The following is a 13,970-nucleotide window of genomic DNA, read 5'->3' as shown; positions in this document are numbered from 1 at the left end:
CGTATGCCATGAATGCCATGACCGTGGGCCTCGGCGTGTTCGTCGCCGTCTGCCTGCTTGCCCTACTCGTCGTCTCGCTGCTGTTCCGCAAGGTGGAGCAGGGCAAGGCACTGATCGTGTCCAAGCTGCGGAAGGTCGACGTGACCTTCACGGGGCAGGTCGTGCTGCCGGTGCTGCACAAGGCCGAGGTGATGGACATCTCGGTGAAGGCCATCGAGATCACCCGGGCCGGACGGGACGGGCTGATCTGCCGGGACAACATCCGCGCAGACATCCGCATCTCGTTCTTCGTGAAGGTCAACAAGACGGTCGAGGACGTCATCAAGGTCGCTCAGGCCGTCGGCACCGCTCGTGCGAGCGACCAGAAGACGCTGCAGGAGTTGTTCCACGCGAAGTTCTCCGAGGCGCTGAAAACCGTCGGCAAGCAACTGGACTTCACCGACCTGTACACCAAGCGCGAGGAGCTGCGGTACCGGATCATCGAGGTCATCGGTGTCGACCTCAACGGCTACCACCTGGAGGACGCGGCGATCGACTACCTGGAGCAGACGCCGCTGACCCAGCTCGACCCGGCCAACGTGCTGGACGCCCAGGGCATCCGCAAGATCACCGAGCTGACGGCCGTGGAGCACGTGCGCACCAACGAGGCCCAGCGCACCGAGGAGATGGAGATCACCCGGCAGAACGTCGACGCCCGCGAGACGATCCTGGAGCTGGAGCGGCGTCAGGCGGACGCCGAGATCAAGCAGAAGAGGGAGATCGAGACCGTACGGGCCCGTGAGGAGGCCGAGACGGCGCGCGTGGTGGAGGAGGAGCGGCTGCGGGCACAGGGCGCGTTCCTGCGCACCGAGGAACAGCTCGGCGTCCAGCGGGAGAACCAGGGTCGCGAGGTCGCCGTGGCCGCGAAGAACCGCGAGCGGGTCATCGCCGTCGAGAACGAGCGCATCGAGAAGGACCGGCAGCTCGAAGTCATCGCCCGGGAGCGGGAGACCGAGCTGACCCGAATCGCCGCTTCGAAGGAGGTCGAGGCGGAGAAGCGGGAGATTGCCGAGGTCATCCGCGAGCGGGTCGCGGTGGACCGTACGGTCGCCGAGCAGGAGGAGTCCATCAAGAGGCTGCGTGCCGTGGAGGAGGCGGAGCGGCAGCGACAGGCGGTCGTCATCGCCGCCGAGGCGGAGGCGCAGGAGAAGCTGGTCAAGGACATCAAGGCCGCGGAGGCCGCCGAGCAGGCGGCCGTGCACCGCGCCGCCGAGGAACTCGCTCTGGCCGAGGCGCGGTTGAAGAGCGCCGACCTCGACGCGCGGGCCAAGCTGCGGCTGGCCGAGGGCATCCAGGCCGAACGCGCCGCCGAGGGGCTGGCGGCCGTCCAGGTCCGTGACAAGGAGGCCGAGGTCATCGAGAAGGCCGGCCGCGCGGAGGCCGAGGCCACCGAGGCGCGCATGCGTGCGGAGGCCGAGGGAGCCCGGGCCAGGGCGCTCGCCGAGGCGGAGGCCATCGGGGAGAAGCTCAAGGCGGAGGCGGCCGGTCTCACCGAGAAGGCGGCGGCGATGGCCGCGCTCGACGAGGCGTCCCGCGGCCACGAGGAGTACCGGCTGCGGCTGGAGGCAGAGAAGGACATCCGCCTGGCCGGGCTTGACGTGCAGCGGCAGGTCGCCGAGGCACAGGCCACCGTGCTCGCCACCGGACTGGAGAACGCCGACATCGACATCGTCGGCGGCGAGTCGGTCTTCTTCGACCGGCTGGTGTCCTCGATCGCGCTCGGCAAGGGCGTCGACGGATTCGTCCAGCACTCCGAGACCGCGCAGGCGCTGGCGGGGCCCTGGCTGGACGGTACGGCGAGCTTCGCCGACGACTTGAGCCGTGTCCTCGGCTCGGTCTCCACCGGCGATGTGCAGAACCTGACCGTGTCCGCCCTGCTGATGAAGCTCATGCACAGCGGCGGCGCCCATGCCGGACGGCTTCAGCAACTGCTCGACAGGGCCGGCGAGCTGGGCCTCGCGGACACTCCGCTCGCCGCGGTCAACGGCAGCGCCAAGCCCTGACAGCCCATGGCCGGGAGCTGCCGCACAGGGGACGGCAGCTCCCGGCCATGCTTCCCAACCTTTTGAGAGGGACCCATGACCACCGGCCCGGACACCGGCAGCTACGAGGTGCTGCGCGACCGCCTCACCGCGCAGGCCGCCGAACTCGCCCGCCGCGCCGAGGCGCTCAACGCCCGTCGCACCGAGGAGTTCGGTTCCACCCGGCTGGAGCTGACGAGCACCGGCCGGCTGCGCACCGAGCACAACTGCGTGCCCCGCGACATAGTCTCCGTGGGCGGCACTCTGCTCTTCGGCCACCACGTCCCTCTCGACCTGAAGCCGGAGACGACCCTCAGCGACGTCTTCACGCTGCATGACCGCGGTCTGAACACGCTGCCCGACGACGCCGTGCCCGGCCTGCTCGACGACCCGGCCCTCGTACGCGAGTTCACCGCCCTCCACCGCTACTACCGCGGGGCCCGCCTTCGCCGACTCCGCCGCGTCGACGGCAGGTTGCTGGCCGTCTTCCAGACCGGTGAGAAGGCGGGGGACATCCGCGTCCTGCGCTGGGCCGTGTCCGAGGACGGACCGGTGACGTTCCTGGACGCGCGCGGAGAACGCGACCACGTCGTCCCGCCCTCGCACGACGTCGAGTGGACGAGGACGACCCGCGACGACCACGTCCTCGGCCGTCACCCGCATGTCTCCATCGAGGACGAGGTCTTCGTGGACACGGTCGGCGGCACTCTCACCGTCAAAGTCGAGGACAACACCGAGACGGATGAAGGCATTTACGCCGAGCCCGTCGCCGAGCCGCTGCAGTCCCTCGCCGACGCGGACATCGCGTACGCGCGCGTGGGCGCCCTCATCCTGCTGGACGTCCTTCCGTACAACGAGGACGTCCACCGCTACCTGGTGTTCAACACCCTCACCAGGACCGTCGTCCGTCTCGACGGCATCGGCCGGGCCTGCCGCCGCCTGCCCGAGAACCAGGGCATCGTCTTCCCCGGCGGCTACTGCCTCGCCACCGGCGCGCACAAGACCTTCGACGGCATCGGCACTGCGGACCTGGAGTTCGAGCGTGAGATCCGCTCACCCAACGGGGAGGACGTCCTGTACGCCTTCCACGCGCGCGTGGAAGGCCGCAGCCTGCTGCTGCCGTACAACCTGATCCGCAAGGAGGTCGCCACCCCCTTGTCCGGCCACGGCTGGGCTCTCCACGACGACGGCACGCTGATGGTGCTGCGCGGGGACCCCACGGGAGCCGACGCCGAGCCGCAGCGCGTGCACAGCGTCCAGTTGTGGAACTCCCCCTACGTCTCCGACACCCACGCCGCCGCCCAGCCGGCCGGCACCGGCACGCTGGCCCGCGTCGGCAACGCCGACCTCGTACGCGGCATCTCCGACTGTCTGTCCCTCACCCGCGCCGTCGCGGAGACCACGCCGACGAGCGAGGTGTACGAGGCACTCGCCGCCGCCTGCGTGCGGGCCACCGACTCCTACCACTGGCTGGGCGAGGCCGAACTCGGCGATCTGCTGGGCCCGTTGGAGCAGATGCGCGTCACCGCCGAGCAAGTGCTGTCCGAGTTCGAGACCGTCCAGGCACTGACCCGGCAGGCCGCGGACGCGCTCGCCGCGGCCATCGCCCGGGCCGCCGGAGTCGTACGACGCCTGCGCGGCGAGGCGCCCCGCAGTGCCGCCGCCTGGGTGGCCGGACTGACCGAACTTCGCCAAGCCCAGGGCCATCTGCTCACCCTCAAGGACACGCGGTACGCGGACACCGCCCGCATCGACGAACTCGACGCCGACATCCAGGCCGACCTCGCCGCCTTCGGGCAGCGGGCCGTCGCCCACCTCGCCCGCGAGGACGCCTTCGCCGACCACCAGGCCGGCATCGAAAGGATCGCTGCCGACGCCGAGGCGCTCACCACCGTCGCCGAGGCCGCGCCCCTCGCCGCCCGTCTCGGTGAACTCGCCGACGAGCTGCGCACGGTGACCGAGATCGTCGCCGGACTCGACATCGGCGACGCCACCGTCCGCACCTCCGTCCTGGAACACATCGCCGAGGTTCTCGGCGGCGTCAACCGTGCCCGGTCCGTCCTCGACGGCCGCCGCCGCGACCTCCTGGACCGGGAGGGACACGCCGTGTTCGCCGCCGAGTTCGCGCTGCTCGGCCAGGCGGTCGTCGGCGCGCTCGCGGCCTCCGACAGCCCCGAGGCGTGCGACGAACACCTCACCCGGATGCTCGTGCAGGTGGAGAACCTGGAGTCCCGCTTCGCCGAGTCCGACGACTTTCTCGGCGAGCTGGCGGACAAGCGCGACGAGGTCCACGAAGCGTTCTCCGCCCGCAGGCAGACCCTCGCCGACGCCCGCTCCCGCCGTGCCGAACGCCTCGCCGACTCGGCGACCAGGGTCCTGCGCACGGTCACCCGCCGCGCCGTCGCCCTCACCGACGCGGACGCCGTCGCCACGTACTTCACCTCCGACCCGATGCCCGCCAAGGTCCGCCGTATCGCCGGCGAACTGCGCGAACTCGGCGACCAGGTAAGAGCGGAGGAACTCGACGGCCGACTCAAGGCGGCCCGCCAGGAGGCCCTGCGCGCCCTGCGCGACCGCTCCGACCTGTACGCCGACGACGGCCGCACCCTGCGTCTGGGCCCCCACCGCTTCGCCGTCAACACCCAGCCCCTCGACCTCGCCCTGGTTCCGCACGGCGACGGCGTGGCCTTCGCCCTGACCGGCACGGACTACCGCGCCCCCGTCACGGACCCCGACTTCGCCGCCACCCGTCCGTACTGGGACCGTCCGCTGCCGTCGGAGTCGCCCGAGGTCTACCGCGCCGAGCACCTCGCCGCCCGACTCCTGGACGAGCACGGTCCGCAGGCGCTGGCGGAGGCCGACCTGCCCGCCCTGGTCCGGCAGGCGGCGGACGAGGCCTACGACGAGGGCTACGAGCGCGGAATCCACGACCACGACACGGTGCTGATCCTCACCGCACTCCTGCACCTGCACGAAGACGCCGGCCTGCTGCGGCACGAACCCGCCGCCCGCGCCGCCGCCCAGCTGTTCTGGGCGCACGGCACGACACCCGAGGCACGCGCGAACTGGACACGGCGCTCGGTGTCACTCGCCCGGGCCCGGGACACCTTCGGGCCGCCGCCCGCGATCGCCGAGCTGCGGGAGGAACTGGCGGAGGCGATCGGCGGACCGGTCAGGGCCGCCGCGGCCGCGTACCTGTTCGAGGAGCTGACGGCCGGCCCCGACGGCTTCGTCCTCAGCGCCGGCGCCCGCACACTGCTCGACAAGTTCCGCCGCACGGTGGGCACGTCGGCGTACGACGACGACCTCGCCGCGGTCGGCGACCTCACCGCCCGCAAGCAGCTGGTCGAGGCGTGGCTGTCGTCGTACACCGCTGCCACCGGCACCGACCCGGCCCCCGGCGACCTGGCCGAAGCAGTGGCCGCCGAGCTCTGCCCCGGCCTGCTCCGCTACGAGTCCGACGCGCCGCTCGCGAAGACCGTCGAGGGACTGCTCGGCACCCACCCCCGCATCAGCGGCCGTGCGCTCACGGTCCGGGTCGACGAACTCCTCGCCCGCACCCGGGCGTTCCGCACCCACCAGGTCCCCGCGCACCGCGCCTACCAGCGTCGCCGCACGGCACTGGTGGCCGCCGAGCGATCACGTATCCGCCTGGACGAGCACCGGCCGCGGGTGATGTCCGCGTTCGTCCGCGGCACACTGATCGACGAGGTCTACCTCCCCCTGGTCGGCGACGGTCTCGCCAAGCAGCTCGGCACCACCGGCGAGACCCGGCGTACCGACACGGGAGGCCTGCTTCTGCTCATCTCCCCGCCGGGCTACGGCAAGACGACGCTCATGGAGTACGTGGCCGACCGTCTCGGTCTCATGCTGGTGAAAGTCAACGGCCCCGCGCTCGGGCACGCCGTCACCTCGCTCGATCCGGCCGAGGCACCGAACGCCACGGCCCGCCAGGAGGTCGAGAAGATCAACTTCGCGCTGGAGGCGGGCAACAACACCCTGCTCTACCTCGACGACATCCAGCACACCTCGCCCGAGCTGCTGCAGAGGTTCATCCCGCTGTGCGACGCCACGCGCCGTATCGAGGGCGTGCGGGACGGCGGGCCCCGCACCTACGACCTGCGCGGCAAGCGCTTCGCCGTCTGCATGGCCGGCAACCCCTACACCGAGTCCGGCAGCCGCTTCAGCGTCCCCGACATGCTCGCCAACCGCGCCGACGTATGGAACCTCGGCGACGTCCTGACCGGCAAGGAGGACGCCTTCGCTGTCAGCTTCATCGAGAACGCGCTCACCGCGAACCCGGTCCTCGCGCCGCTCGCCGGCCGGGACCGCACCGACCTCGACCTCCTGGTCCGCCTGGCCGAGGGCGACTCCACGGCTCACGCGGACCGGCTGACCCACCCGTACGCGCCCGCCGAGCTGGAGGCGATCCTGGCCGTCCTGCGCCATGTGCGGACCGCCCGCGAGACGGTCCTGGCCGTGAACGCCGCGTACATCGCCTCGGCCGCCCAGACCGACGCCACCCGCACGGAACCGGCCTTTCGGCTGCAGGGGTCCTACCGCACCATGAACAAGATCGCCCAGCGCGTCCAGCCGGTCATGAACGACGCCGAACTGGCCGCGCTGATCGACGACCACTACAGGGCCGAGGCCCAGACCCTCACCACCGGCGCCGAGGCCAACCTGCTGAAACTGGCCGAACTCCGCGGCACGCTCACCACCGAACAGGCCCAGCGCTGGGGCGAGCTGAAAGCGGCGTACGTCCGCACCCACACCCTCGGCGGACCGGAGGCCGACCATCCCCCAGCCTTCGGCCAGGGGGACCCCCATCTCGCTGCGCTCGCCCGCGCGGTCGCCACACTCGGACTGCTCGCCGACCGGCTCGCGGCCGTCGAGACCGCGATCAACCGCGCCGCCGACGCGGGGCGCCCCGTCGCGCATCCGACCGCCCGGCACGCAGCTCGTCCAGCGCCAGGACCAGGGGAAGGGTGAGCCGGGGTACCCGTCGCGCCGGCGTCGGGCCGGTCCGAGGGATCACCGCCCGCCCTCCGCCTTGCGGCTTCGAGAGGACGGGGCGGGGCTGAGGGTCACGGCGACCCAGCACGCCCAGCCGATCGGCTGCAACGCCCAGTAGCTGATGATCCGGTAGAGGAACGTGGCGGCGATCGCCTGCCCGGGGTGCAGACCGTAGGCGACGAGCAGCGCGGACAGGCTCGCCTCGACGATGCCCAGGCCGCCGGGGGTCAGACGCAGAGAGCCCGCGATCTGGGTGAGCCCGTAGGCGAGCAGCAGTCCGTGCCACGGCACACCGATGCCGAGCGCCCACATCCCGCCCGCCAGACATGCGGCATCAAAGATCCAGTTGAGCAGGGCGAACGTGAACGGCCGCAGCCACGGCAGGAACCCGGGCTGCACGCTGCGGGCCTGGTCGGCCAGGTTGACCAGGGCCACCTCTGCCTGCCGGACTCGCCTGGAACGCTCACCGATGTGCCCCCAGAAGCGCCGCAGCACACGGCGGAAGCTCGCGAAGCGGGACAGACCAAGGGCCACCAGACCGAGCGCGAGGGCGAACACCAGCACGCCTATCACTGGGCGAACGAAGGAGCCGAGGCCGCTCGGGCCGGTCGCGAGCGCGCCGACCAGGAGGAGGACGACCAGACTGAGCGTCGACAACGCACCGGCGATCACCAGCACCGCCGCCGCGAGCACATGCCCCACGTCCCTGCGTGACAGCTGCCGGTACACCCAGGCGGCGGAAAAGACCGCCCCGCCCGGCAGCGCACCGGCCATGGCGTTGGCGGCCATGGCGAAGGCCGTCATCCGGAACATGCTCCACCGCACACCACCGGCCCGCAGCAGCCAGCGCGACACGGCCGCGAAGCACATGATGGACATCGCCTCGAACACCACGGCGACCGCCAGGCCGGGCAGGCGCACCCGGGTGATCAGGTGGTACGCCTCCACCAGCTCGCGCCGCCGGGAGATCGCCACCACAACCGCGGCCACCACGACGAGCACGGCACCCAGCCACCACACCCAGCCCGGCAGCCGCGCGAAGGGGCCGTGCGCCACCCTGGGGTTCTCGGACTCGGCCCCCGGCTGTGGCATGGCTCGTCACCTTCGAGAATCCGCGCGGTGCGGGAGTCCGGTGACGGCAACTGATCCACGGGACACACCTGCCGGCCCCGGACCACGTTCGCCCGGAGGACCGGCCCTGTTGAGGGCCCGGTGTCCTCGGTGGCGGGTGGGCGTCGCCCGGCCCGCTCGGCGCGGGTACCCCCGGAGGGGAGCGTCATGCGAACTGCGCGACGGAGCGTGGAAACCGCGGCGTTCTCACACGAGGCCGCCTACTGCTCCACAGGGGCCGACGCGGTTGCCTCAAGGATGATGTGGGCGACGAGGTCGGGCGCGTCGTTCATCGGAATGTGACCGCAGTCGGGCAGTTCTACGAGCCGGGCCCGGGGGATCATGGCCTGGACGCGAGCGGCCTGCCGGGGCGGCAGGATGCGGTCACGGGTGCCCCAGACGATGGTGACCGGCACGCCGGGGATGTCTCCGGTGAACAGGCCCGGTGCCCGCCCGGCCCGCAAGGTCGCGTTGAAGGCGGTGGCGTCCCGCAGCGCCCGCAGATCGGAGATCAGCGTCTCGGGCGGGCACCTGTCCGGCCGGCCGTAGAGGGTGCCGGCCAGCGCGGCCCGGGCAGCCGCCGTGTGCGCCAGGCGGACCATGGCCGTGTCCGGCAGCAGCCGCACGCTCTGTCGCGCCGCTGCCAGCATGCTGTAGGTGTGCCGTCGCTCGGCATCGGTCCAGAACCCCGCCGGTGCCACGGCCGTCACGCTGCGCGCGAGACCGGCCTGGCCCAGGTTCAGCGCGATCAGTCCGCCCAGCGAATGCCCGACCACATGCGGCCGCTCCACGCCCAGCTCGGCGAACACGGCACCCAGCCAGAGCACAGCCGTCGGCAGATCGCGCGGCACGGTCGGACCCAGGTCGGGGGACTCTCCGAACCCGGGCAGGTCCATGGCGATCGTCTCCCGCTGCCCGGCGAGCAGCGGCACGATCTCGTCCCAGGCCTGCCGATGATGCCCGACACCGTGCAGGAGGACCAGCGGCTCCCCGGTGCCCTGCTGCTCGTACGCCACGGTCACCGCCCCCAGACCCGGAGCGGATCCCTTCACGAACGAGGCCGCCCTCCGGGGGGCGGCAACCTCTCCGTTGTCGTGCGGACACCCGCTCTCGGGCCCCGGCTGCGTCGCGGTGAGCAAGTCGTGGAGATAACCCGCCGCCGCCCGCACGGAGCGGCCCGGACGGTCTACGGCGGCGATGAACGAAGAGATCAGGGCCATCGTCAGACACCTACCTCACCGTAGGGCACTCCTTCATCAGATGTATCAGAAGTCAGTGCTAGACAAATCGTAATCCAACGCCGCAATCCGCGCCGTGCGAAGAGCCTGCCGCGCGGATCGGCCTCCGGCCCTTGCGGGCCTCCCGACCGGGGCTCCCGAAAGGTGGATCGTTTCATGTCAAACAAGTAAAAATGGACAGTGGTGGAGGGGGCGTTGATCCCTGAAGCAGGACCCACCCGCGATCCGCGTCCCTTCGCATTCCGGGAACGGCCTCGCCCGAGGTCCGTCCTTCCGCAGAGGGAGCCGTCCGTGATCACATCAGTCCTTCTGCCGGGCCGCCACCTGTCACGCTCGGCCAAAGCGGGGCCTCCCCGCGAGCCACCGAAGCCGTCGGCGCCCGCCTCGTCGCCCTCCTGGAGGCGCTGGCTGCTGCCCCTGGCCACGCTGGCCCTGCTGCTCGCGATCCTGATGCAGGCCCCCTCACCGCGGCAGGGCACATCGCTCCCGTACAGCACCTTCGTCGGCAAGGTGACCAGCGGCCAGGTCAAGGCCGTCGACATCAACGACAAGGGCGCCATCAAGGGAGATCTCAAGAACGGTACGAAGTTCACCACGCGGATACCCACCGCCCTGGACAACAGCCGCCTCGAACAGCAGCTGGAGTCCAAGCACGTGCAGATCACCGCCTCCCAGAGCAGCAGCGGCAGCCCCCTCGGGGCACTGCTGGTGCTGTTCCTGCCGCTGCTGCTCATCGTCGGCTTCTTCGTCTGGGCCGGGCGGCGCGCGGCCCAGACGATGAGCGGAGGGCTCAGCGCCATCGGGCGGTCCCGCGCCAAGATCATCGAGACCGAACGGCCGACCAACCGATTCGACGACGTCGCCGGCTATCAGGGCGTCAAGCAGGAGATCAGCGAGATCGTCGACTTCCTGCGCAGCCCCGAGCGCTATGCGGTCGCGGGAGCCAAAGGCCCCCGTGGCGTGATCATGGTGGGGCCGCCCGGCACCGGCAAGACGCTCATCGCCCGTGCGGTGGCCGGCGAGGCACAGGTGCCGTTCCTGTCGGTGACCGGCTCCGGGTTCGTGGAGATGTTCGTCGGGGTGGGGGCCTCCCGGGTGCGCGACCTGTTCGCCGAGGCGCGCAAACGGGCCCCCTCGATCATCTTCATCGACGAGATCGACGCCGTCGGCAGCCGACGCGGCGGGGCCGCCCGGCTGGGCGGCAATGACGAGCGCGAGCAGACCCTCAACCAGCTCCTTGCCGAGATGGACGGCTTCGACCAGGCCAGCGGCATCGTGGTGCTGGCCGCGACCAACCAGCCCGAGAGCCTCGACCCCGCCCTGCTGCGCCCCGGCCGCTTCGACCGGCACGTGACGGTACCGCTGCCCAACCAGACGGAGCGGGCGGCGATCCTGACCGTCCACGCCCGCGGCAAGACCCTGGCACCCGACGTCGACTGGGACACCGTCGCCCGGGCCACACCCGGCTTCTCCGGCGCCGACCTCGCCAACCTGGTCAACGAAGCGGCCATCAACGCCGTCCGGGCCGGCGGTGCCATCATCGACGCCCAGAACCTCGACGACGCCCGCGACCGGCTCCTGCTGGGCCGGCGGGAGTCCACCAACGCCCTGCTCCCCGAGGAACGCCACTCCGTCGCCGTCCACGAATCAGGACACGCGCTCATGGCGGCCCTGTGCGAGAACGCCGACCCGGTCGCCAAGGTCACCATCCTTCCCTCCGGGCCCGCGCTGGGCGCCACCGAGCAACTCCCCGAAGTCGAACGGCACCTGTACAGCGAGAGCTATCTGACCGACCTGCTCACCGTCCGGCTCGGCGGACGGGCCGCCGAGCTGGTCGTCTTCGGCGAAGGCTCCACCGGCGCCGCCGACGACCTCGCCGGCGCCACCCAGATCGCCAGCCGCATGGTCCGTGAGTTCGGCCTGTCCCCGACCCTCGGGCCCATCGGGTACGGCTCCGGCGCCCCCCGCTACCTCGGCGGCGAGAGCACCGAGGACACGCTGCGGCGGCCCTACTCGGAGCAGACCCAGCGCATCGTCGACGAGGAGACGGCCCGCCTGGTGCGCCAGGCCGAGGAACGCGCCGTGGCCCTGCTGCGCGACCACCGCAAGGCCCTGGATGCCCTGGCCGAACTGCTCACCGTCCGCGAGACCGTCGACGGGTCCGTGGTCCTCGACGTACTCCGACAACAGCAACAGCAACAGCAACAGCAACAGCAGCCGGGCGGTCACCACCCCGCCGCGGCAGGGAAACCGACTCCCTCCCCGTGACGCGCGGTGACGCCCGCGAACAGGAGTGAGGCTGGAGACGACCATGGAACAGCAGCCAGGGACGGTTCCCGACGAGCGGGAGGTTCTGGCGCGGACGGTCGCCGTCGTGATGCACACCGCTGTGGTCACGATCGCAGTCGACGAAACCGTGCTCGTGGCCTGGGAACTGCTGGAGCGTTCCGGCTCCCGTCACCTCCCGGTCGTGCGTCCGGACGGCCGCTGTGCAGGCCTGCTGGACCGGGCCGAGGTGGCGGTCGCCTGCGCGACACCGGCCGCTTCGCTGTCCGGGCTGCGCGTGGACCAACTCCTGCCCGGCCACAGACCGGCGCACGTCCACGTGGAGCAGACCGTACGCCACGCGGCCGACATCATGAGCTACACCGAGGCCGACGCCCTCCCGGTGCTGGAGGAGGACGGGCGTCTCGCGGGGGTGCTGACCGCAGCCGACATCGTCGCGGCCCTCGCCGGTCGTCCGGCGCAGAAAGAACCCGCCGACACACGGCCGCAGGCCCCGCCCACGGTGCTGCCCGGCCTCTCGCCTCTGCGTGGCCACCGCGGCACGGCGGTGCCCTGACGAGCGGCCGCGGCCGTGTACGTCTCCGCCGGCTCAGTCGTCGAGCGGCTCGTAGTCGAACCAGTCGAAGTGAACGGACCCGGCCGAGGCGAACATGCCGATGACCCGGCCCGTGAACCCACCGGCGACCTCCGTCGACAGGTACCGACCGTCCAGCGACGTGAGCTCGACGAATGTGCCGTCCGGTTCCTCGACGCCGATCGCGATGGTGTCGGGGCCGGTGCGTGCGTCCTTCACCGTGTGTACGGCGGTCACGTCGATACGGAGGATCACGGGCCCGGAGGCTGCGGGCCGGGACGCCTCGACCGCGTTCAAGGCGCCGACACGGGCGTGGACCCGTACTTCCGCGGACGAGGCCTCGATGTCGTAGTGGTGCTGCTCGTCCAGGCGGACGGCGAGGCCGCCCTGTCCTTCCACCGTGTCGACCAGGGCTCGTACCCGGCAGGACAGATGTTGCTGCCGTCGGCCGACGAACGTCACGTCGGTCTCGTCGAGCGATCCACCGCGGGCGCGCAGGGTCAGCCGGCCGGGCTGTTCCTTCGTGGTGCAGTCCTGCGCGGAGCGGTGACGCGGCGAGATCCAGTACGGGGCCAGCTCGCTCTGGTCGAAGTCGTCCCGGCCCGGCGTCATTGCGGGGCGCTGCAACGGCCAAGGGGGAGCGGGCATGACGGGGGACAGCGCGCCGACGACCGGCCAGCCGTCGACCCAGTCGACCGGCACCAGGAACGTCTCCCGGCCGAGTACGTGCCAGCCAGGAGTGCCGCCCCGCGGCCGTACGCCGAGCAGCACCATCCACCATGAACCGTCGGGTGCCTGGACCAGGTCGGCGTGGCCGGTGTTCTGGATGGGGTGGTCGGTGCCACGGTGGGTCAGGATCGGATTGGCCGGGCACGGCTCGAAGGGGCCGGTGGGTGTGCGGCCGCGGGCGATCGAGACGGCGTGACCCCGCTCCGTGCCGCCCTCGGCGATGAGCAGATACCAGTAGTCGCCGATCTGATGCAGATGCGGTGCTTCGGGGGCCTTCGCGCCGGGGGCACCCGACCAGAGCCGGCGTGGCGGACCGAGTGTCTCCCCGGTGTGGGGGTCGATGCGGACCTGTCCGACTCCGGCGTAGGTACACCAGCAGTTGCCGTCGTCGTCCCAGGCGAGATCCGGGTCGATGCCGTGAACGCCGGGCAGCCGGACCGGGTCGGACCAGGGGCCGGCCGGGTCGGTGGCCGTGAGCAGCAGATTGCCGTCGCCGCTCACGTTGGTGACGATCAGCCAGAACCGTCCGTCGTGGTGGCGCAGTGTCGGTGCGTAAATCCCTCCCGAGGAGGGCGTGCCGGGCGGCAGGCGCAGTTGGCCCGGCCGGTCCAGCGCGTTGCCGATCTGGGTCCAGTGCACCAGGTCCCGGCTGTGGAAGACGGGCACGCCGGGGAAGTATTCGAAGCTGGAGCACGCGAGGTAGTAGTCCGCGCCTGCCCGGCAGATGCTCGGATCGGGGTGGAAGCCGGGGATCACGGGGTTGTTGAAGGTGTTGCCGGTCTCGGACGTGCTCGGCACTCTGTCGAGTCCTTTCACTGGTTCGACCACAGGGCTGGGGCACTGTGACCAGGGGCCACGAGCAATCGGGCAAGCACCTGACCTGACAGGGATTTCGAAACTTTCGAACGATGTGTCAGATAGTTTCTCTGGCGGAGAGTAGCCATGGCCAGGCATGGG

7 protein-coding genes are annotated in these 13,970 nt (G+C 71.2%); 4 read left to right on the top strand and 3 right to left on the bottom strand.

Annotated elements, in window-relative coordinates:
* Nucleotides 1-8: 8 nt before the first annotated feature.
* Nucleotides 9-2,042: a flotillin family protein gene (locus FPZ41_RS04550; protein WP_194235985.1), complete on the top strand. Its 2,034-nt coding sequence runs from the start codon at nt 9-11 to the stop codon at nt 2,040-2,042.
* Between the two features lie 75 nt (nt 2,043-2,117).
* Entirely contained in the window at nt 2,118-7,052 is a 4,935-nt protein-coding gene (locus FPZ41_RS04545; RefSeq protein ID WP_152859347.1) for a DNA repair ATPase, read from the top strand.
* Nucleotides 7,053-7,094: 42 nt separating this feature from the next.
* On the opposite strand, the gene FPZ41_RS04540 is transcribed toward FPZ41_RS04545, so the two are convergent.
* Together FPZ41_RS04540 and FPZ41_RS04535 are read right to left on the bottom strand one after the other, a co-directional pair.
* Entirely contained in the window at nt 7,095-8,168 is a 1,074-nt protein-coding gene (locus FPZ41_RS04540) for a lysylphosphatidylglycerol synthase transmembrane domain-containing protein (protein WP_152859345.1), read from the bottom strand.
* A gap of 239 nt (nt 8,169-8,407) precedes the next feature.
* Nucleotides 8,408-9,406: an alpha/beta fold hydrolase gene (locus FPZ41_RS04535; protein ID WP_152859343.1), complete on the bottom strand. Its 999-nt coding sequence runs from the start codon at nt 9,404-9,406 to the stop codon at nt 8,408-8,410.
* Nucleotides 9,407-9,715: 309 nt separating this feature from the next.
* Here FPZ41_RS04535 and ftsH point away from each other — a divergent pair, with 309 nt between their 5' ends.
* Both ftsH and FPZ41_RS04525 read left to right on the top strand, forming a co-directional pair.
* Nucleotides 9,716-11,692 carry an ATP-dependent zinc metalloprotease FtsH gene (ftsH, locus tag FPZ41_RS04530; protein ID WP_322619817.1) on the top strand — a complete coding sequence of 659 codons (1,977 nt, stop codon included), beginning with the start codon at nt 9,716-9,718 and terminating at the stop codon, nt 11,690-11,692.
* 43 nt (nt 11,693-11,735) lie between these two features.
* Entirely contained in the window at nt 11,736-12,266 is a 531-nt protein-coding gene (locus FPZ41_RS04525; RefSeq protein WP_152859341.1) for a CBS domain-containing protein, read from the top strand.
* Nucleotides 12,267-12,299: 33 nt separating this feature from the next.
* Here FPZ41_RS04525 and FPZ41_RS04520 read toward each other — a convergent pair whose 3' ends face one another.
* Nucleotides 12,300-13,811, bottom strand: a complete 1,512-nt coding sequence (locus FPZ41_RS04520) for a glycoside hydrolase family 43 protein (protein WP_322619816.1) — start codon at nt 13,809-13,811, stop codon at nt 12,300-12,302.
* Nucleotides 13,812-13,970 lie beyond the last annotated feature (159 nt).

Origin of the sequence: Streptomyces acidicola, from assembly GCF_009377235.1 — a bacterium.
Taxonomy (GTDB): Bacteria; Actinomycetota; Actinomycetes; order Streptomycetales; family Streptomycetaceae; genus Streptomyces; species Streptomyces acidicola.
This window is presented reverse-complemented; position numbering and strand designations above follow the sequence as displayed.